We start from the raw sequence: 20,121 nt of genomic DNA, 5'->3' as shown, positions 1-20,121 counted from the left end.
GTGTCAGACCCCGGCGTACGAGTGCTTGCCGGAGACGAAGATGTTCACGCCGTAGTAGTTGAACAGCCAGCAGCCGAAGGCGATCAGGGCCAGGTAGGCGGCCTTGCGGCCCTTCCAGCCGGCCGTGGCGCGGGCGTGCAGGTAGCAGGCGTAGGCGACCCAGGTGATGAAGGACCAGGTCTCCTTGGGGTCCCAGCCCCAGTAGCGGCCCCACGCGTCGCCCGCCCAGATGGCGCCCGCGATGATCGTGAACGTCCACAGCGGGAAGACGGCGGCGTTGACCCGGTAGGAGAACTTGTCCAGGGACGCCGAGGCGGGCAGCCGGTCGAGGACGGAGTTCGCGAAGCGGCCGGGGGTGCCGCCGTTCGCCAGCTTGTTCTCGTAGCTGTCCTTGAAGAGGTACAGCAGCGTGGAGACCGCGCCGACGTAGAACACCGCGCCGCAGAAGATCGCCGTGGAGACGTGGATGTACAGCCAGTACGAGTGAAGGGCGGGAACCAACTGGTCGCTGGCGGTGTACAAGACAGTGACGGCGAGGCCGAGATCGAGGAGGACCGTGGTGATCAGGAACAGCCCGAGCCAGCGCACGTTCTTCTTCAGCGCGAGCAGCGAGAGGTACACGCCGACGGCGACCGTGGAGAAGGTGATGTTGAACTCGTACATGTTGCCCCACGGCGCCCGCTGCACCGACAGAGCCCGCGTGAGCACACCGCCGAACTCGATCAGGAAGGCGAGGACGGTGAGGGAGATGGCGATACGCCCGTAGAGGTCGCCCTGCGCGTCCCCGCCGTGCGCCCCGGGCCCGTCCGGCACGTCCCGCTGACCGGCCGTGGCCCGCACGACGACCTTCGGCCGCTCCAGTACGGCGGTGGCGCCCCCTTGCTTCACGGTGACGGCGGGCGCGTCGGCCTTCCTGGCCTTCGCCGGGGTGAGCGCGGCGGCCGTGCGGCCGACCTTGCTGCGGCTGCCGAGGAGCCATTCGGCGATGTACGCGAAGAAGGCCAGGGTGTAGACGGCCATCGACGAGTAGATCAGCGTGTTGCTGATGCTCGCGAGGTTTTCGTTGGTGGCGGCGGCCAGCTCGGTTGCGGCGGCGAGAGTCACTTGGTCTCAGCCCCTTCGGCGGGTGCGACTTGGGGGTCGGGGGAAGCTTCGGAATCTGCGGGGTCGTCGTCGGGGTCGGGCGCGCCCGGTGCCTGCTCGTACAGGATCCCGGCGAGGTCGCCGAGTTCCTCGGGGACCTTGGCGGACTCGCTGCGGCCGAGGCCGGCCATCTCGACGACCGTCACTCCGTCGGCGCCCCGCACCGCCCGCACCCACACGCGGCGGCGCTGGATGAACAGGGAGGCGGCGAGGCCGAAGATCGCGGCGATGGCTCCGGCGAGCGCCCAGCCGCTGCCGGGCTGGCGGGCGACCTGGAAGCCGGCCCACTCCTTGATCTCCTTCTCGAAGGTGACCGAGCCGGCGCCGCCGGGGAGCTTCATGGTCTCGCCGGGCTTCAGGTTCTCCCTGAGCTGCGCGCCCTTGGAGTCCTTGAACCCCTTCAGGTTCTTCTTGTTCAGCTGGTACACGCTCTGCGGGAGGCCGGAGTTGACACCGAGGTCGCCGTGGTAGGCCTCCAGGTTCAGCACCGGGTTGAGCAGCGCCGGGAACTGCGAGACCACCGCGCTGCCCGAGCCGCCGTACGACGGCAGGAAGAAGGCCTGGAAGCCGAGCTGGTCCCACTTGCCCTGGGCGTCCCGGTAGCCGTCCATGACCTTGATCGCGCCCGTGGAGGTGACGTTGCCGTCGAGCGGAAGGAGGGGCACGGCGTCGTGGTAGACGACGTTGCCCTTGCCGTCGCGGACCGTGATGACGGGGGCGTAGCCGTGGCTGACGAGGTAGACCTTCGAGTCGCCGATCTCCAGCGGCTCGTTGACCTTGACGGTGGTCTTCTTGTCCTTGCCGTACGCGCCGACGCTGTAGGTGAGGTCGGCCTCGTAGGTGCGCGGGGTGCCGCGGTTGGGTCCGGTCGTCTCGTAGGTGCCCTTGAAGTTCTTCAGGGTGAAGCTGAACGGATCCAGGTCGTCCTGGCTGAAGAGGCTGCCGGACTTGAAGTCGTCGTACTGGGTGAGGGTGTTGGAGAAGCCGTCGCCCTCGACGATCAGTTTGTTGCCCTCGGACTTGAACAGCTGGCCCCAGGCGAAGGCGATCAGCATCACGATCAGGGCGATGTGGAAGGCGAGGTTGCCGACCTCGCGCAGATAGCCCTTCTCGGCGGCGACGGCGTCACCGGTGAGGTGGGCGCGGAAGCGGCGCTTCTTCAGCAGGGCGAGCGCGGCCTCGCGGACCTGCTCGGGCTCGGCCTCGGTGCGCCAGGTGGTGTAGGCGGGCAGCCGGGTCAGGCGCCTGGGGGCGCCCGGCGGACGGCCGCGCAGCTGGCCGACGAACTGCCAGGTGCGCGGGACGATGCAGCCGATGAGGGAGACGAACAGCAGGATGTAGATCGCGGAGAACCACACCGAGCTGTAGACGTGGAAGAGGCCGAGCTTGTCGTAGATCGGCGCGAGCGTCTCGTGCGCCTTGCGGAACTCGGCGACCTTCGTCTCGTCGATGCCGGTCTGCGGGATGAGCGAGCCGGGGATCGCGCCGAGCGACAGCAACAGGAGGAGCAGCAGCGCGACCCGCATGGAGGTGAGTTGCCGCCAGAACCAGCGGACCCAGCCGATGACGCCGAGGGAGGGCAGGCCCGCGATCTCCTCGGTGGGGGCGGTGGAGAGCTGGGAGCCGGCGGCGCCCAGGTCCTGGTCGTCGGCCGGTCCCGAGGTGTTGTCGGGCGCGCTGGTCTTGGTGTTGCTCATCGATCAGATCCCCACAGTGAAGCCGTTGGACCAGACCTGCATCTCCTGCACGATGCGGTCCCACGCGCCGGTCAGCAGCAGCACACCGGTCACGATCATCATCGTGCCGCCGATGCGCATCACCCAGACATAGTGGCGCTTGACCCAGGTGAAGGCGCCGAGCGCCTTGCGGAAGGCTACGGCGGCGAGCACGAAGGGGATACCGAGGCCGAGGCAGTAGGCGATGGTCAGTATGGCGCCGCGACCGGCACTGGCCTGCTGCATGGCCAGCGTCTGCACGGAGGCGAGCGTCGGACCGATGCACGGCGTCCAGCCGATCCCGAAGAGGGCGCCGAGGAACGGGGCGCCGACCAGTCCGGCGGCGGGCCGCTTGTGGAAGCGGAACTCGCGCTGGGTGAGCCAGGGCATCAGGCCCATGAAGAAGACGCCCATCAGGACCATGAGCACGCCCAGGACCTTCGTCAGGACGTCCTTGTTCTCCTGGAGGGTCGAACCCCAGTAGCCGAACAGCGCCCCGCCGGAGACGAACACGATGGTGAAACCGAGCACGAAGAGGGAGGCACCGGCGACCATCCGCCCGCGCCGGGCCTCGGCCAGATCGGTGCCGCTGACCCCGGTGACGTAGGAGAGGTAACCGGGGACGAGCGGCAGGACGCAGGGCGAGAAGAAGGAGACGAGTCCGCCGAGCACGGCGATGGGAAGCGCGAGCACCAGGGCACCGTTCATCACGGTGCCGTTGTATGCGGCGAGCGTGGTGACTGCGCTCACGTCACTTCTCCGCGAGGACGGGCTTGATCATGCTGCGCAGCGTGTCCTCGCTGAGCGGCTGGAGCGCGCGCACCGCGATCCTGCCCTGGCGGTCGAGGACGAGGGTGGACGGGATCAGCTGCGGGTTGAGCGTGCCCTTCTCGAAGCGGAGCATCTGCTTGCCCGTGGGGTCGTACAGGCTGGGGTAGGTGACCCCGAACTCCTTCTCGAAGGCGACCGCCGGGGTGGTGCTGGTGTCCCGGGTGTTGATGCCGACGAACTCGACGCCCTGGCCCTTGAGGTCCTTGTAGACGGTCTGGAAGTTCTTCGCCTCGGCCCGGCAGGGCGGGCACCACGATCCCCAGACGTTGATGACGAGGACCTTGCCCTTGTAGTCGGCGGTGGTGAGCTGCTTGCCGTCGATGGTCTCGCCGGACAGCACGGGCGCCGCCGTTCGCGAGCTCTCGGGGACCGTGTCGATGCCGTTGTCTCCGGTGACGAAGTTGGTGTCACCGCCGCCGCCCGACGTGCCGCCGGAACTGCACGCGGACAGGGTCAGCGCGGCGGCCGCGGCTGTCGCGGTGAGCAGGACGGCACGGCTGCGGTTCGAGCGCAGGGGGGCACGGCTGGCGGCACTCATGTGAAAAGTTTCGCATGCCCGTTCTGGGGATCTTGCGCACCCCCCTCGCGGACGTAAACCCGCATTTCAGGCGGCGTTCGCGGTGCTCTCCGGGGAGCCCGTGGAGTTGGCGGAGCTGCCCTTGAGGAACGTGTTCCAGCCACCGACGGGCTCCTGTCCGACGTCGAGCGTCCGCAGCCGGTCGAGCACCTCCGGCTTCTGTACGTCCATCCAGTCCACGAACTGCCGGAAGGAGACCAGCCGTATGTCCTCGCCTTTCTCCTTCTCCCGCGCGATGTGCTTCAGGGCTTCCTCGACAGCCTCCATGTAGATGCCGCCGTTCCACTGCTCGAAGTGGTTGCCGACGAAGAAGGGTGCGCGGTTTGTCTCGTATGCCCGCTTGAAGCCCTGGATGTACGCCTGCGCCGACTGCTTGCGCCAGCCCGGGTAGTTGTAGCTGGGCGCGTTCGTGGAGTTGACCGACTGATTGGCGAGCATGTTGTAGTCCATGGAAAGGACCTCGAACGAACGTCCGGGGAAAGGTATCTGCTGCAACGGCAGGTCCCACAGCCCCTGCCTCTTCTGCGGCCACACCTGGCGGCCGCCCGGCGAGGAGGCGTCGTAGCGCCAGCCCAGCTCGCGGGCGGTGGGCAGCAGGTTGTCCTGGCCGAGGAGGCAGGGCGTGCGGCCGCCGACGAGCTCCTTGTCGTAGTCGAAGGGCAGGGAGGGCAGATCGGTCCAGCCGGAGTTGGTCCGCCACTCCTTCACGAAGGCCTTCGCCTGCTCGATCTCGCTGCGCCACTGCCGCGCGGTCCAGTTGCCGACGGTGCCGGTGCCGGCGCAGAAGTGACCGTTGAAGTGGGTACCTATCTCATGGCCGTCGAGCCAGGCGCGGCGGACGTTCTTCAGCGTCGCCTTGATGTGCTCGTCGGTGAGGTAGCCGATGTCGGAGGCGCCGCGCGGGTTGTTCGGGGGCTCGTAGAGCCGCTTCTTCGACTCGGGGAGCAGATACAGCCCCGAGAGGAAGAAGGTCATGTGCGCGCCGTGTTCCTTGGCGAGGTCGAGGAAGCGCGGGAAGAGGCCGTTGCCCACCTCGCCGGCGCCGTCCCAGGAGAAGACGACGAACTGCGGCGGCTTCTGGCCCGGCTCCAGCGGCTCGGGCTTGCCCGGCTGGTTCGGCTGCCTGCCGGTGTAGGAGGTGGAGCCGTCGCCGATGGGGCGGGCACGGTTGGCCTGGGTGCCGGGCTTGTTGTCTGCGCCGTCCGTGGAACCTCCGGCGTCGTTCGACCCGTCTGACGACGTGAGCGTGCCGCACCCCGCGAGCCCGAGGCCGGCGGCCGCCCCGGCACCGAGTCCGATAACTCCCCTTCGGCTGAAGTTGCCCATTCCTGCCCCATCCGTCGTGCTTTGCTGGTGGTCACCCAGTCAGAGGGCACGACGAACGGGGAGGTTCCTCCGGATCACGGAGGATTCGCAACAAATGTCACAAACGTGTCTTAGGCGCCGAAGGCCTTGTCCTTCCCCTTCACCGGCTTGGCGCCGGCGCGGAGATGGGCGGGGACGAGGTCGATGGCGGGCTCGGAGTAGCCGACGGACACGATCTTGTCGCCCTGGTACGTGAAGCTCGTCACCGACGCGAGCGTGCACTGCCGCTTGCGCGGGTCGTGCCACAGCCGCCGCTTCTCGACATAGCTCCGCACGATCCAGATCGGCAGCTGATGGCTGACCAGCACGGCCTCGTGCCCCCGCGCGGCGTCCTTGGCGGAGTCGAGCGCGCCCATCATGCGGATGACCTGCTCGACGTACGGCTCACCCCAGGACGGCTTGAAGGGGTTGACGAGATGCTTCCAGTTCCCGGGCCTCTTCAGGGCCCCGTCCCCCACGCCGAAGGTCTTGCCCTGGAAGACGTTGTCGGCCTCGATGAGACGCGCGTCGGTCGCGAGGTCGAGCCCGTGCGCCTTGGCGATCGGCGTCGCGGTCTCCTGCGCCCGCTCCAGCGGGGAGGAGCAGACGTACGTGATGTCACGGGAGGCCAGGTGCTCTGCGACCCGGTCGGCCATCTGCCGCCCGAGCTCGGACAGGTGATACCCCGCGAGACGGCCGTAGAGAATCCCGTCGGGGTTGGCCACCTCACCGTGCCGCATGAGGTGTACGACGGTGATGTCGCTGTCGCTCTTGTCGACGCCGCTGCCGCTCTTGTCGATGTCGCCGCTCATGCCGCCGTGGCCTCCGCCGCCGCTCGGGCCGCCGCCGGGAGGGCGTCGGCGATCCGCTGGACGGCCTGCTCGTCGTGTGCCGTGGAGACGAACCAGGACTCGAAGGACGAGGGCGGCAGATAGACGCCCTGCGCCAGCATCGAGTGGAAGAAGGCGGTGAAGCGGAAGGACTCCTGCCGCTTGGCGTCCTCGTAGTTGCGCACTTCCCGGTCCGTGAAGAAGACGGAGAACATGTTGGAGGCGGTCTGCAGGCGGTGCGCGACGCCTTCCTTGGCGAGGGCCTCGGTGACGAGGGACTGGATCTGCGCGGAGACGGCGTTGACGGTGTCGTACGCGGCCTCGTCGAGGAGCCGCAGCTGGGCGAGGCCGGCGGCGGTGGCGACCGGGTTCCCGGAGAGGGTGCCGGCCTGGTAGACGGGCCCGGCGGGCGCGAGGTGCGCCATCACGTCCGCACGGCCACCGAAGGCGGCGGCCGGGAAGCCGCCCCCCATCACCTTGCCGAAGGTCATGAGGTCGGGCTCGACCCCGTCGATGCCGTACCACCCGGCGCGGCTGGTCCTGAACCCGGTCATGACCTCGTCGGAGATGTAGAGGGCTCCGTTGCGCCGACAGGCGTCCTTCAGCCCCTGGTTGAAGCCGGGGAGCGGCGGGACGACGCCCATGTTGCCGGGCGAGGCCTCGGTGATCACACAGGCGATCTCACCGGGGTGCCGGTGGAAGGCCTCCTGCACCGCCTCGAGGTCGTTGTAGGGAAGGACGATGGTGTCGCCGGCCTGGGCGCCGGTGACGCCGGGGGTGTCGGGCAGGGCGAAGGTGGCGACACCGGAGCCGGCGGAGGCGAGCAGCGAGTCGACGTGCCCGTGGTAACACCCGGCGAACTTGATCACCTTCGTGCGCCGGGTGAAGCCGCGGGCGAGCCGGATGGCGGACATGGTGGCCTCGGTCCCGCTGGAGACGAGCCGCACCTGCTCGAGCGGTGCGATCCGGTCGACCATCTCCTCGGCGAGCGCCACCTCGCCCTCACCGGGCGTGCCGAAGGAGGTGCCGCGGGAGACGGCGTCCTGGACGGCGGCGATGACGGCCGGGTGGGAGTGCCCGAGGATCATGGGCCCCCAGGAGCAGACGAGGTCGACGTACTCGCGCCCGTCGGCGTCGGTCAGATACGGACCCGTGCCGGACACCATGAACCGGGGCGTACCGCCCACGGCCCGGAAGGCGCGCACCGGGGAGTTCACGCCGCCCGGCGTGACGGCGGCCGCACGGTCGAACAGAGCCTGCGAGGCAGGCGCATCGTATGGATAGGGCGTTCCTGAAGAGGGCGCTTCGCTCATGACCTGCGACTACTCCGACCTTCTCTGACCTACTCCGATGATCTCGGACTCCGGTTGCCAGTGACCTCCTCAGGGTAGGCCAGGGGGCGGGCGGGGCAGTGGGCCGCACTGAACCGGCGGCTGGGGGCAGTGGGCTGCTACCGAACCGGCGACCGGTCTCCCCGCCCCCTTCCCACCCCTCCCCGCCCCCTCCACTCCCCCTGTCACGCCCCACCGCCCCCGAGCACCACCCGTCCCCTCCCCGCGATCTGCGAGACTGGACGTGATACACACAGCTCATGCGGGGCGTGATGGTCGGGGACTGAAAAGATCCTGCGGACAGGTGTTTCAACGCACGTTTCGGCGGGCGGCCGTGGGGGAGGTCACTGACACGATGATCGGGTTGCGCGGCGGGCGCCACGCGTCCTAGAAAAGCAGTCGGGTGGAGATATGCATCGCGGTGGCGGACTGGGCGAGGGGACTGATGACCTGGGTCCTCGACGTGCCCGGCGGGGAAGGCACCGGCGCGACGCGGAGGATTCGAACGAAGCCCGTCAGGGACACGTAGTACCGGATATGCCGGGTGTACCGAACGAGTCAGAGCGGGCCGACCGACGCAACATCGATCGCGATCGGCTGAGGGCGAGCAGGAATGGTGGTCGGGTGGGGGTGACGTACAAGTACTTCGGCGCGCCCGACGGCGCGACCGCGGCCCGCGTCCCGATCTCGATGCGCCCCGAAGAACTCGGCGGCGACGAGCTCGGCATGAACGGCATGTTCACCAAGATCAAGCCGGAGACGATGGCCGCGATGGTCCTGACGGGCATCGAAGGCGTCCCGCTCCACAAGGTGCCGCCGCTGGAACTGGTCGTCCTGCACCCCGACTACGCCGTGGTCAAGCTGCCGATGACGGTGGTGGACCCGCTGCGGGGTATAGGAGAGGAAGCGGTGGGCGCGGCCGCTTTCATCTGGTCGACTGTGCCGGACCGGGGTGGGCCTCGGGATGCGTTCAACGTGTATCAGCTGCTGCACGAGTGGCAGGACTTCAGCCATCGGTTGCATGAGGCGGGGCATCAGCCTTATTGCCTGGTGTGGCCCTGAGTTGGATTTCGGGGAGTTCGGGGGATTCGGGCGGGGCTTTCGGGCTCCGCCTTCGTCATGTGCCGGGAGAGGTCGTCAAAGGGCGAGGGCACATCGCACCAGCCGTACTACCTACTGCCTGGTGTGCCGTGAGCGGTCTGCACAGCCGACGTGGCCCGGCTCATGCGTTCCCCTGCCCACCCCTGACCTATCTTGTCGCCCATGCAGTCATACACGATCGGCCAGGCGGCGCGGCTGCTCGGCGTGAGTCCGGACACCGCGCGGCGATGGGCGGACGCGGGCCGGGTGGCGACCCATCGCGACGAGGGTGGGAGGCGGCTCATCGACGGGAAGGACCTGGCCGCCTTCTCCGTGGAGCTCGCCCAGGGCGGGAGCGGGGAGGAGGAGTCCTCCTACACCTCGGCCCGCAACGCGTTCCCCGGCATCGTCACCGCGATCAAGCTCGGTGACGTGGCGGCGCAGGTGGAGATTCAGGCCGGGCCGCACCGGCTCGTCTCGCTGCTCACGCGGGAGGCCGTGGAGGAGCTGGGGCTGGAGGTCGGGATGGAGGCCACCGCCCGGGTGAAGTCGACGAACGTGCATATCGACCGCGTCTGAGCCGGGCTGGGTGGTGGCGGCCGTTACCGCGAGAGGCCGCTGTCGAACGTGGGTGGGCGGCTGAGCGCTGCCGGCAGGCGAGAGGCTGAGTGCCGCCGAGCGTGCCGGCGGCCAAGTGCCGCCGAGCAAGCGGGCGGCTGGGCTGCCGCGGAGCGTAAATGGTGTCCGTCTGTCGAACCGGGCCACAGGCGGGCGCCCGCGTCCGGGCTGTTCGCGGTCATCAGCGTGGACGGCGGGTCGGACGGGATCGGATCGCCGGTGAGGACGAGTTATCCGAAGGCCGGTCCCGTAGAAACGCACATGCCAGGCCAGTGGACAGAGAGTCCGGCTCATGCGATGCGACAGGGGACTTCTCCCTCGTACTTGCGGCATTATCATCTGCGTCGTGCACGCCGTGAGGCGTCCGTTCAGGAGCAGAGGGAGTGGCCCCGTGATGACCCGTTCCGTGCGCCGGACCCGTCGGACGCTGCAGGTGGCCGGCGCGGGCGCCGCCGCCCTGCTGGCCCTGAGCGCCTGCACCTCCTCGGGCGACTCCTCGTCGGCGTCCGCCTCGGGCAAGCTGTCCGGCACGGTGACCGTCTTCGCCGCCGCCTCGCTGAAGGAGAGCTTCACGACGCTGGGCAAGGAGTTCGAGAAGGCCCACCCGGGCACCAAGGTGACCTTCAGCTTCGGCGGCAGTGACGCACTCGCCGCGAGCATCACCGGCGGCGCCCCGGCGGACGTGTTCGCCTCGGCCAGCCCCAAGACGATGAAGATCGTCACCGACGCCGGTGACGCCTCCGGCACGCCCGCCACCTTCGTGCGCAACCAGCTGGAGATCGCCACCCTGCCGGGCAACCCCGACAAGGTCACCTCGCTGAAGGACCTCACCAACCCCGACCTGAAGGTCGTGCTGTGCGACAAGGCGGTGCCGTGCGGTACCGCCGCCCAGAAAGCCCTGGACGCGAGCAAGCAGAAGCTCACCCCGGTGTCCTACGAGGAGGACGTCAAGGCCGCCCTGAACAAGGTGGTGCTGAAGGAGGCCGACGCCGCGGTCGTCTACAAGACCGATGTGAAGGCAGCGGGTGACAGGGTGGAGGGCGTGGACTTCCCCGAGTCGGCCGACGCCATCAACGACTACCCGATCACCCTGCTCAAGGACGCGCCGAACGCCGGGGCCGCCAAGGCGTTCATCGCGCTGGTGCGGTCCGCCGAGGGCCAGAAGGTCCTGAACGCGGCCGGATTCCTCAAGCCGTGACCTCCCCGCCCTCCCCCGCGCCGTCCTCCCCGTCGTCCTCGTCTCCCCCGTCGTCCCCCTCCTCCCAGGACAAAGCCAGCGCCGCGGACACCCTGACCGGTGGCCCGCGGCGCCGCCGCATCCGCGGGCTCCGTGGGGGTCAGGGGAGACCAGGGGCTCGCGGGGGTGCCCCGCTGCCGCTCCTCCTGCCCGCGCTGATCGGCCTGGCGTTCCTGGTCCTCCCGCTCGTCGCGCTGCTGATCCGGGCTCCGTGGCGGAGCATGCCGGACCTGCTGACCAGCACGGAGGTGTGGCAGGCGCTCCAGTTGTCGCTGGTCTGCGCGACGGCGGCGACCGCGGTGAGCCTGGTGCTCGGGGTGCCGCTGGCCTGGCTGCTGGCCCGGGTCGAGTTCCCCGGGCGAGGGATTGTACGGGCCCTCGTCACCCTGCCCCTGGTGCTGCCCCCGGTGGTCGGGGGTGTGGCTCTGCTGATGGCGCTCGGCCGCAACGGCGTCATCGGAAAGTGGCTGGACGCATGGTTCGGGATCACCCTGCCCTTCACCACCGCCGGGGTCGTGGTCGCGGAGGCGTTCGTCGCCATGCCGTTCCTCGTGATCAGCGTGGAGGGCACCCTGCGGGCCGCCGACCCCCGCTACGAGGAGGCCGCCACCACCCTGGGCGCCTCCCGCTTCACCGCGTTCCGCCGGGTCACGCTGCCGCTGATCGCGCCCGGCATCGCGGCCGGCGCCGTACTGGCCTGGGCCCGGGCGCTCGGCGAGTTCGGCGCGACCATCACCTTCGCCGGCAACTTCCCCGGGCGTACGCAGACCATGCCGCTCGCCGTGTATCTGGCGTTGCAGAGTGACCCGGAGGCCGCGATCGCCCTCAGCCTCGTCCTGCTGGCCGTGTCCATCGCGGTCCTGGCGGGACTGCGTGATCGCTGGATGACCGCCTCATGACCGATCTGGATGACCGCCTCATGACCGACATCGAGAAGACCACCGCTCAGGACACCGTCGGGGCACCAGGTCCTGCCGGTGAGGGGCTCGACGCCCGGCTGGTGGTCGAGCGCGGCTCCTTCCGCCTGGACGTGGCGCTGACCGCGGCCCCCGGTGACGTGGTCGCGCTGCTCGGGCCCAACGGCGCCGGCAAGACCACCGCCCTGCGCGCACTCGCCGGCCTCATCCCGCTCACCGCCGGTCATCTGCGGCTGGACGGCGCGGAGTTGGACCGTACGCCGCCGGAGTCCCGCCCGGTCGGGGTCGTCTTCCAGGACTACCTGCTCTTCCCTCATCTCACCGCACTGGACAACGTGGCCTTCGGGCCGCGCTGCCACGGCGTCGGCAAGGCGGAGTCCCGCGCCCAGGCCGCCGAGTGGCTGGAGCGTATGGGTCTCGCCGCCCACGCCGGTGCCAAGCCCCGCCGACTCTCCGGCGGCCAGGCCCAGCGCGTGGCCCTCGCCCGCGCCCTGGCCACCCACCCCCGGCTGCTCCTCCTCGACGAGCCCCTCGCCGCCCTCGACGCCCGCACCCGCCTCGACGTACGCGCCCAACTCCGCCACCACCTGGCCGACTTCGAGGCGGTCGCCGTACTCGTCACGCACGATCCGCTGGACGCCATGGTCCTGGCCGACCACCTCGTCGTCATCGAGGACGGCCGCATCGTCCAGGAGGGCACCCCCGCCGACATCGCCCGCCACCCGCGCACCGACTACATCGCCCACCTGGTCGGCCTCAACCTCTACCGGGGACAGGCCGAAGGGCACACGGTGCACGTCGACGGCGGACCCGAAGTCACGATCACGACCACGGAGGCCCTCACCGGCCCGGCCTTCGTGGCCTTCCCGCCCAGCGCGGTCACCCTCCACCGCGACCGCCCCACCGGCTCCAGCGCCCGCAACCTCTGGCGCTGCGAGGTGGCCGGACTGGAGACCCACGGCGACCAGATCCGCGCCGCCCTCACCGGCGAACTCCCCCTGGCCGCCGACCTCACCACCATCGCCGCCGCCGAACTCGACCTCCGCCCCGGCGCCACGGTCTGGGCGACGGTCAAGGCGGCCCAGACACACGCGTATCCCGCCTGAGGCCCTCCGCTACGGCGGATCGGGGTCAGTGCTGCGGACGCAGGCCCGGGAACAGGGCGCGAGCGCGGTCGGGGTCGGGGGTGACGAAGATCCCGTCGGCGGTGACGAGGTGTGCGTCCGGGTCCGTGCGGGTGCTGATCGACCCGCTCACGGAGATCTTTCGTTCGTCCGTGCCGGTGACGCGGGCGAGGACCCGCAAGGGCGTCTCCAGCGGGACGGGGCGGTGGTAGCGCATCCGCAGGGAGACGGTCAGGCCGGCCGTCCCGGCTGCCGCGCAGGCACGGCCCATGAGTTCGTCCAGGAGCATGGCGCTCATGCCGCCGTGGCCGTAGCCGGGCGGGCCTTCGTGGGCGATGCCGAGGGTGCAGTGGCCCACCAGGCCGTCGGCGGCGGGCGTGATGTGCAGGGGAGGGGCGAGCGGGCTGCCGGGGCCGCTGACGGGGCTGTACATCCGTACGCCGTCGGGGAATTCGTCCACCTCCGGGATCTCCGCCCGTGCGCGCTGTCGCCCCGTCAGCCGGCCGGTGACGTGACGGACGCCGTCCGCCACGCGGTGGAGGGTGTCGGGGGAGGCGGTGGTGCGGACGGTGGCTTCCACGAGAGCGCGCAGTTCGTGGCCGAGGCGGGTGATGGCCGCCTTCTGGTGTTCCAGTGCCTCGGAGCGCGATGGGGTGGGTTCGGAAGGTGGCGGGTCGGTCAGGGAGGTGTGCATCGGGTTTCTCGGGGGGGGCGGCCCCGCGCGGGGCAGGGCAGGGCAGGGCAGGGAAAGGGGACTGGTCAGCTGCCGGACCGTACGAAGACCGGCTTGAGGTGTTTCTCCGGCAGTGCCGTCGGCAGGTCCTCCCAGTCGATGACGTGGGAGACGACGCGTTCGGGGGCGACCTTGCCGGAGGCGGCGAGCGCGAGGGCGTCGGGGATGTGGGCGCGGACGTTGTCGCGGGCGATGCGCAGGGTGACGCCGGTGAGGTACATGTCGAGCAGGGGGAGCTCGCCGGGGCGGAAGTGGTTGCCGGCGCTCTCGCAGATGCCTTCCGGGGACAGGCACTTGACGACCAGGGCGAGCTGGTCGACTCGGCCGGTGGCCTCCACGGCGATGTCGAAGCCCTGCGGGAGCGGGTCCAGGGATTCGGCGGTGGCGGCCCCGAAGGCACGGGCGAGAGCGCGGTGTTCGGGATCGGGGTCGACGTAGAGGACGTCTGAGGCGCCCAGCGCGCGGGCGATGTCGCACACGTACAGGCCGATGCTGCCGCGCGCGACGACCAGAACCCGGGCGCCGGGGCGGGCCTCGAGGTGGGGGGCGACCAGGCGCCGGGCCAGGGACCAGTTGTCGCTGGCCGAGGCCATGGCGACCGGGTCCAGGCCGGTGGGCAGCGGTACGAGCATGGCGTCGGCGTAGGGCACGCGGACCAGGTCGGAGAAGAGCCCGCCCCAGGTCCCGCCGATCGGGGCGCCGTACATCGCCATGTACGGCACGGCGGCGCAGTGCGCGGTCAGCCCGGCCCGGCAGCGGTCGCAGGTGCCGCAGTTGATGGACCAGGGGACGACGACCAGGTCGCCGGGGGCTACGGCGGTGACGGCGTCGCCGGTCTCGACGACCCGGGCGACGCATTCGTGGCCGAGGGCGAAGGGCGGGTCGATGAAGCCATGACCTGCCAGGATGGACGAGTCCACGTCGCAGGGCGTGGCCGCCACCGGTGCGACGATCACCTCCCGGTCCGACTGAAGCTTCGGGTCGGGCGCCTCACGCCACTCGACGGTGCGCTTGGCCACGTAGGTGAGTTCACGCATCGGCCTTGTCCCCCTCGCCTTGCCGAGCCAGGGCCACGAGGTCGGCGTAACGGATGACGGAGCCGCCCGCGCCCCAGGTGCCGTCGGGCTGTTCGTGCACCAGCACCCACACCCGCGGGGCGTCCTCGGCGGCGAGACCGGCCGCGGCCAGCACGGTCTTCGTCGCCTCCTCGACCAGCCCCGCCTTACGACGCTCGGACAGGGCGCCTTGCGGGACGGTGACCTCCACGAGGAAGCGCGGCGCGTCGTCCTCGGCGGTGGTCTGGGCGCCGTCCGGCACCTCGACGAGGTAACTCCATGCCTGGGCGCGGAAGAACGCCGTGTCGGGCGCGCCCTCCCAGCGCAGCAGTACGGCGGCGAGGTCACGCTGAACGCTCTGGCGGCCCTGGTCGGTCAGGGCGCCGGCGGGAGCTGTGAGCCGGATCATCGGCATGGGCACACCTCTGTCTTCCTTCTTCGTCCCCTACGGCTTCTTCGTCGTCGCATACGGCGACGCCCGTCTATGACAGTCGTTATAGACGGCAGTCACGCTAGACTATGACGGTCGTTATAGCCAGTGAGGTCGGAAGGGACCGTGTACGTGACCAAGCCCAGCCCCACGGCGCGCGATCGGATCGTCGCCGGCGCGGCCGACATGATCAGTCGGCGCGGCCTGAACGCGACGAGCATCCGCGAGACGGCCAAGTACGCGAGGGCGCCGCTCGGCTCGACGTACCACTACTTCCCGGACGGCAAGCAGCAGTTGGCCACCGAGGCCGTCCGCTACACGGGCGCGTGGGTCGCCCGTGTCCTGCGCAAGGAGCTCGAAGCCGGGCCGGTCGCCGGGTTGCGCGCGTTCCTCGGCCTGTGGCGCAAGATCGTCGTCGACAGCGACTTCCGGGCCGGCTGCCCGGTGCTCGCCGTCTCGATCGAGGAGCCCCCCACCGACGAGACGCCGACCGCCCTGACGGCCGCCGCCGAGGTCTTCGACGAGTGGGAAGAGCTGCTGGCCGCCTCGCTGCGCGAGCACGGCGCCGAGCCCGAGCAGGCCGCACAGCTCGCGACGCTCATCGTCGCGGCCGTCGAGGGGACCGTGGCCATGTGCCGCGCCAAGCGCAGCACCCAGCCCCTGGACCGGACCGCCGAGCAGTTGCAGGCACTCATCCTCACCACGATCAAGGACTGATCGGGAGGGTCACCAGGCTGATCAGGAGGGTCGTCGGACCGGCTGATCGACGGGGGTGCCCTGCTTGGGCAGCCGGTCATCCGCGCGATACGTCCCCTCCGACGGGCCGTATCGTGAGCCCCGTGAAGGAGACCGCGGCCAAGGACCCCGCCACCCGGGACCCCGCCACCCTGGAACCCGCCGCCCTGGAGCCCGAGACCATCGAGCCCCCGCTGCCGCCCGCGCCGGGTGCGGAGCAGTATCCGTCGCTCGCCCTCGTCAACAGCGTCATCGCGGTGCCGGGTGGGCAGTTCGTCGACCTCATCGGCACCCCGGCCGCGGCGAACCGGTGGCTCACCGACCGTGGCCTCGCTCCGGTCGACGCCGGCATGCGGGACATGTGCGCCGCACAGCTGCGCTCGCTGCGGGAGCAGATCCGGGCGCTTTTCGCCTCGCGGGTCGAGGCGCTGCCCGCTCTCCCCGCCGCCCTGGCCGCCGTGAACGACGCCCTCACCCGGGTACCTACGGCCCGGCTCCTGCAGTGGGACGAGAAGACCGGCCCCTACCGCGCGGCCCCGCACCCCACCACCGAGGTCGTCGACCACGCCCTGGCGACCCTCGCCGCCGACGCCGCCGACCTGCTCACCTCCCCCGACGCCGAACGTCTCACGGCCTGCGGCTCCCCGCCCTGCAACCGCTACCTGCTCCGGCACGGCCGCCGCCACTGGTGCTGCACGCGCTGCGGGGACCGGGCCCGGGCGGCTCGGGCGTACGCCCGGCGGACGCGGTCGGCGGCGGACTGATAACAGGCGGTGCCTGCGGCGGGTCGCGAGAGACCCACGCGCGGGCGACAAGCACCGCGCCTGCTGCCCGTTAGACCGCGGCCAGGACTCTCAGTGCACGGGCGCGGGCGCCCTCACAGCGAGGTCGAACCATACGGCTTTCCCGTACGGCACGGCGGGGCCGTGCCCCCATTGGCCACCCATACCCGGGGAGGACCGAGGGCGAAGCCACTCAGGCCGAACCCCCCACCGTGAACCCGATCACCGCCCCACCCCCGTCCCGCCGAAAGGCGAACGGCGCTCCCCCGTGCGACAGCGCCACCTCCCGCACGATCGACAGCCCCAGCCCCGAACCGGGCAGCGACCGCGCGTCGGCGGCACGGTAGAAGCGGTCGAAGACCCGGATCAGGTCGTCCTCCGCGATACCCGGCCCCCGGTCGAGCACCTCCACCCGAACCGTCCCGGGCCGCGCCGGCCCGGCGACGTTGATCTCGATCGGCGCGAAGCCGTCGCGGTCGAACTTCGCCGCGTTCTCGACGAGGTTGGTCACCGCGCGCTGGAGCATCCCCGGCCGCCCGTCCGTCGTCGTGTCGCCGCTCGCGCGGACCACGATCCGCCGCCCCGTACGCCGTCGGGCGACCCCCGCGACCTCTTCGGCGATGTCGGCGAGGTCCATCCGCTGGACCGGCTCGGCGTCGGACTGCCCGGCCGCCAGGTCGACCAACTCGTTGACCAGGTCGGTGAGTTCGCGCGCCTCCTGGCCCAGGTCGGCCACCAGTTCGTCGCGGGTGGCGGGCGGCAGCTCGTCGATGCGGCGCAGCAGGGAGATGTTCGTGCGCAGGGACGTCAGCGGCGTACGGAGTTCGTGGCCCGCGTCCTGCACCAGTCGCCGCTGGTCCTCCTCCGACTGGGCCAGCCGGCCCAGCATGCGGTCGAAGGCGCGGCCCAGGCGGCCGACCTCGTCGTATCCGGTGACCGGCACCTGGATGCCGAGCCGCCGGGTGCGGGCGACGTCCTCGGCGGCGGTGGTGAGGACGACCAGACGGCGCGTGATGCGCCGGGCCAGCCACCAGCCGAAGAGTCCCGCGAGCGTCACCACCGCCGCCATCAGCACCAGCGTCCGCTGTTGCAGCGCCCGCAGCAGGTCCTCCGTGTCGCTGAACTCCTGGGCCACCTGCACGGCACCGCGCCCGCCGCCGAGCGCGACGGTCGCGACGCGGTAGACGTCGTTGCCGACGTCGACGTCCTTGTGCTGGACCATCCGCCCGGCCGTCCCGTCGGCCGCGATCCGCCGGTCGCCGGCCGTGACCGGCAGCCCCGGCCGTCCCGGGTCGACGACGGCACCGTCCGGGCCCAGCACCTGCACATCGGTCCGGGCCGGCCGTACGAGATCATGCCCGGGCGCGGAGGACGAGAAGTCCTCCGTCGTCATCGGCCGCTCCCGCACCTCGCCCCGCAGATCCTGCACGACCTCGTCGAACACGGACTCCTGGTCCACCCGCACCAGCCGGGCGGCGGCGGTGTACGACAGGAGACCCACCAGGACGGTGACGACGGCGGTCACGGCCGCGAAGGACACGGCGAAGGTGGTGCCGAGTCCCGATCTGCGGCGACCGGTCAGGAGACGCTCCAGCCGACGGCGGGCCGCGCCCACTCAGTCCTCCCGCAGCACGTAACCCACGCCGCGCACCGTGTGGATCAGCTGCGGCGCGCCCGGATCGTCGAGCTTGCGGCGCAGGTAGCCGACGTAGACGGCGAGGTTCTTGGAGCCGGGGCCGAAGTCGTAGCCCCAGATACGGTCGTAGATGGTGGAGTGGTCCAGGACGATGCCGGCGTTGCGGACCAGCAGCTCCAGCAGCTCGAACTCGGTCCGCGTCAGTTCCAGCTCCCGCGCCCCCCGCCACGCGCGCCGCGCCTGCGGGTCCATCCGCAGCCCGGCCGCCTCGATCAGCCGGCCCGACGTCTCGGGGGCCTCGGGGGCCTGCTTCGGTACGTCGACGAGGGCGCCGTTCGCCTCACTGGTGCGGCGCAGCAGGGCGCGCAGCCGGGCGAAGACCTCCTCGACGTCGAAGGGCTTCACGACGTAGTCGTCGGCGCCCGCGTCCAGGCCGGCGATACGGTCCTGGGTCTCCACGAGCGCCGTCAGCATCAGGATCGGGGTGCGGTCGCCCTCGGCACGCAGCACCCGGCACACCTGCAGCCCGTCGATGCCGGGCATCATCACATCGAGGACGAGCACGTCCGGGGGCGTCTTGTGAGCCTGCGCGAGCGCCTCGACTCCGTCGGCGACCGCGGTGACCCGGTAACCCTCCAGGGTCAGCGCGCGCTCCAGGGCGTTGCGGATGGCGCGGTCGTCTTCGGCGAGGAGAACAGTCTGGGGCACGGGTTCAGTGTGCCAAGGCCTCCGGCGGTTCGGCCGTGTGAGGGAGCTTACGATCACCCTTCTTACTGGGCTCTCACCCTCACAGGGCCGCCCCTGGGGGCTCCGCCCCGGACCCCCATACGGCCCCCCTTCGGCCCCCGTTCGACCTGAACGGCCTCGTCCTCAATCGCCGGACGGGCTGGAAAGCGCCGGGTGCGTGGGCGCCTCCGGCACCTCCGCCGGCCGCCCGGACGCGAACTCCTTACGCAGCACCGGTACGACCTCCTCCCCGAGCATGTCGATCTGCTCCAGGACGGTCTTCAGCGGCAGCCCGGCGTGGTCGACGAGGAACAGCTGGCGCTGGTAGTCGCCCGCGTACTCGCGGAAGGTCAGGGTCTTCTCGATGACCTGCTCCGGCGTCCCGACGGTCAGCGGCGTCTGGGCGGTGAAGTCCTCCAGCGACGGCCCGTGCCCGTACACCGGCGCGACGTCGAAGTACGGCCGGAACTCACGCACCGCGTCCTGGGAGTTGCGGCGCATGAAGACGTGGCCGCCCAGCCCGACGATCGCCTGCTCGGGCGTGCCGTGCCCGTGGTGGGCGTACCGGGTCCGGTACAGCTCGACCATCCGCTTGGTGTGGTCGGCCGGCCAGAAGATGTTGTTGTGAAAGAAGCCGTCGCCGTAGTACGCGGCCTGCTCGGCGATCTCCGGCGAGCGGATGGAGCCGTGCCAGACGAACGGCGGTACGCCGTCCAGCGGGCGCGGGGTGGAGGTGAAGCCCTGCAGGGGCGTACGGAACTTGCCCTCCCAGTTCACGACGTCCTCGCGCCACAGCCGGTGCAGCAGGGCGTAGTTCTCGATGGCGAGGTTGATGCCCTGCCGGATGTCCTGGCCGAACCACGGGTAGACCGGTCCGGTGTTGCCGCGGCCCAGCATCAGGTCGACCCGGCCGTCGGCCAGGTGCTGGAGCATCGCGAAGTCCTCGGCGATCTTCACCGGGTCGTTGGTGGTGATCAGGGTGGTGGCGGTGGAGAGGATCAGCCGCTCCGTCCGCGCCGCGATGTAGCCGAGCATCGTCGTCGGCGACGACGGCACGAACGGCGGGTTGTGGTGCTCGCCGGTCGCGAAGACGTCGAGCCCGACCTCCTCGGCCTTCAGCGCGATGGCGACCATGGCCTTGATGCGGTCACGCTCGGTCGGCGTACGGCCCGTGGTGGGGTCCGGCGTGACGTCGCCGACGCTGAAGATCCCGAACTGCATGGTCGCTCACCCTCCAGGTTGTTTACGGTTCAACCATAACCGCGTGCCCGGAGAAC

At 70.6% G+C, this 20,121-nt stretch carries 20 protein-coding genes; 7 read left to right on the top strand and 13 right to left on the bottom strand.

Translation table 11 applies throughout. The features are described from left to right. Positions 1 to 3 precede the first annotated feature (3 nt). From ccsB to hemL, 7 genes are all read right to left on the bottom strand, one after another. Positions 4 to 1,104, bottom strand: coding sequence for a c-type cytochrome biogenesis protein CcsB (gene ccsB, locus ACTMVF_RS32830; RefSeq protein ID WP_441274723.1), 1,101 nt, complete (start codon positions 1,102 to 1,104; stop codon positions 4 to 6). Beyond that, positions 1,101 to 2,840, bottom strand: a complete 1,740-nt coding sequence (resB, locus tag ACTMVF_RS32825) for a cytochrome c biogenesis protein ResB (RefSeq protein WP_441274722.1) — start codon at positions 2,838 to 2,840, stop codon at positions 1,101 to 1,103. The genes ccsB and resB overlap by 4 nt, the downstream gene beginning before the upstream one ends. Positions 2,841 to 2,843: 3 nt before the next feature. Continuing rightward, on the bottom strand, positions 2,844 to 3,608 hold the full coding sequence (locus tag ACTMVF_RS32820; protein ID WP_441274721.1) for a cytochrome c biogenesis CcdA family protein: 765 nt from the start codon (positions 3,606 to 3,608) through the stop codon (positions 2,844 to 2,846). A gap of 1 nt (position 3,609) precedes the next feature. Then, positions 3,610 to 4,227 carry a TlpA family protein disulfide reductase gene (locus tag ACTMVF_RS32815; RefSeq protein WP_441274720.1) on the bottom strand — a complete coding sequence of 206 codons (618 nt, stop codon included), beginning with the start codon at positions 4,225 to 4,227 and terminating at the stop codon, positions 3,610 to 3,612. Between the two features lie 66 nt (positions 4,228 to 4,293). Then, positions 4,294 to 5,592, bottom strand: a complete 1,299-nt coding sequence (locus ACTMVF_RS32810; RefSeq protein WP_441274719.1) for a hypothetical protein — start codon at positions 5,590 to 5,592, stop codon at positions 4,294 to 4,296. Positions 5,593 to 5,702: 110 nt separating this feature from the next. Beyond that, a complete protein-coding gene (locus ACTMVF_RS32805) occupies positions 5,703 to 6,422 on the bottom strand; it encodes a histidine phosphatase family protein (protein ID WP_441274718.1) in 720 nt (239 codons plus the stop codon). Further along, on the bottom strand, positions 6,419 to 7,753 hold the full coding sequence (hemL, locus tag ACTMVF_RS32800) for a glutamate-1-semialdehyde 2,1-aminomutase (RefSeq protein WP_441274717.1): 1,335 nt from the start codon (positions 7,751 to 7,753) through the stop codon (positions 6,419 to 6,421). Before hemL ends, ACTMVF_RS32805 begins: the two co-directional genes overlap by 4 nt. Before the next feature lie 642 nt (positions 7,754 to 8,395). Here hemL and ACTMVF_RS32795 point away from each other — a divergent pair. From ACTMVF_RS32795 to ACTMVF_RS32775, 5 genes are all read left to right on the top strand, one after another. Beyond that, a complete protein-coding gene (locus tag ACTMVF_RS32795; protein WP_003974483.1) occupies positions 8,396 to 8,833 on the top strand; it encodes a hypothetical protein in 438 nt (145 codons plus the stop codon). Positions 8,834 to 9,034: 201 nt separating this feature from the next. Continuing rightward, positions 9,035 to 9,430: a TOBE domain-containing protein gene (locus ACTMVF_RS32790; RefSeq protein WP_441274716.1), complete on the top strand. Its 396-nt coding sequence runs from the start codon at positions 9,035 to 9,037 to the stop codon at positions 9,428 to 9,430. 433 nt (positions 9,431 to 9,863) lie between these two features. After that, a complete protein-coding gene (gene modA / locus ACTMVF_RS32785) occupies positions 9,864 to 10,667 on the top strand; it encodes a molybdate ABC transporter substrate-binding protein (protein WP_441274715.1) in 804 nt (267 codons plus the stop codon). Positions 10,668 to 10,759: 92 nt separating this feature from the next. Next, entirely contained in the window at positions 10,760 to 11,605 is an 846-nt protein-coding gene (gene modB / locus ACTMVF_RS32780; protein WP_441274871.1) for a molybdate ABC transporter permease subunit, read from the top strand. Between the two features lie 20 nt (positions 11,606 to 11,625). Next, complete coding sequence (locus ACTMVF_RS32775; protein ID WP_441274870.1) at positions 11,626 to 12,729, top strand: ABC transporter ATP-binding protein; 1,104 nt, start codon at positions 11,626 to 11,628, stop codon at positions 12,727 to 12,729. A 25-nt stretch (positions 12,730 to 12,754) separates the two neighbouring features. On the opposite strand, the gene ACTMVF_RS32770 is transcribed toward ACTMVF_RS32775, so the two are convergent. The 3 genes from ACTMVF_RS32770 to ACTMVF_RS32760 form a co-directional block, all read right to left on the bottom strand. Beyond that, positions 12,755 to 13,441, bottom strand: a complete 687-nt coding sequence (locus ACTMVF_RS32770) for a PaaI family thioesterase (RefSeq protein ID WP_441274714.1) — start codon at positions 13,439 to 13,441, stop codon at positions 12,755 to 12,757. A 65-nt stretch (positions 13,442 to 13,506) separates the two neighbouring features. After that, positions 13,507 to 14,517 (bottom strand): zinc-dependent alcohol dehydrogenase, encoded by a 1,011-nt coding sequence (locus ACTMVF_RS32765; protein ID WP_441274713.1) that lies wholly within the window; start codon positions 14,515 to 14,517, stop codon positions 13,507 to 13,509. Further along, positions 14,510 to 14,950: a tautomerase family protein gene (locus tag ACTMVF_RS32760; protein ID WP_441274712.1), complete on the bottom strand. Its 441-nt coding sequence runs from the start codon at positions 14,948 to 14,950 to the stop codon at positions 14,510 to 14,512. Before ACTMVF_RS32760 ends, ACTMVF_RS32765 begins: the two co-directional genes overlap by 8 nt. 147 nt (positions 14,951 to 15,097) lie before the next feature. On the opposite strand from ACTMVF_RS32760, the gene ACTMVF_RS32755 reads away from it, so the two are divergent. Continuing rightward, positions 15,098 to 15,682 carry a TetR/AcrR family transcriptional regulator gene (locus ACTMVF_RS32755; protein ID WP_441274711.1) on the top strand — a complete coding sequence of 195 codons (585 nt, stop codon included), beginning with the start codon at positions 15,098 to 15,100 and terminating at the stop codon, positions 15,680 to 15,682. 185 nt (positions 15,683 to 15,867) lie between these two features. Then, entirely contained in the window at positions 15,868 to 16,464 is a 597-nt protein-coding gene (locus ACTMVF_RS32750; RefSeq protein ID WP_441274869.1) for an ABATE domain-containing protein, read from the top strand. A 211-nt stretch (positions 16,465 to 16,675) separates the two neighbouring features. Here ACTMVF_RS32750 and ACTMVF_RS32745 read toward each other — a convergent pair whose 3' ends face one another. The 3 genes from ACTMVF_RS32745 to ACTMVF_RS32735 form a co-directional block, all read right to left on the bottom strand. After that, entirely contained in the window at positions 16,676 to 18,097 is a 1,422-nt protein-coding gene (locus tag ACTMVF_RS32745; protein WP_441274710.1) for an ATP-binding protein, read from the bottom strand. Further along, entirely contained in the window at positions 18,098 to 18,826 is a 729-nt protein-coding gene (locus ACTMVF_RS32740; protein ID WP_441274709.1) for a response regulator transcription factor, read from the bottom strand. It abuts the gene before it with no gap. A 162-nt stretch (positions 18,827 to 18,988) separates the two neighbouring features. Continuing rightward, complete coding sequence (locus ACTMVF_RS32735; RefSeq protein ID WP_441274708.1) at positions 18,989 to 20,065, bottom strand: LLM class flavin-dependent oxidoreductase; 1,077 nt, start codon at positions 20,063 to 20,065, stop codon at positions 18,989 to 18,991. Positions 20,066 to 20,121: the final 56 nt, after the last annotated feature.

The sequence above is a fragment of the Streptomyces sp. SD31 genome, assembly GCF_052068475.1.
Lineage (GTDB): Bacteria > Actinomycetota > Actinomycetes > Streptomycetales > Streptomycetaceae > Streptomyces.
The sequence above is the reverse complement of the archived record's forward strand: the minus strand, read 5'-3'. Positions and strand labels throughout refer to the sequence as shown.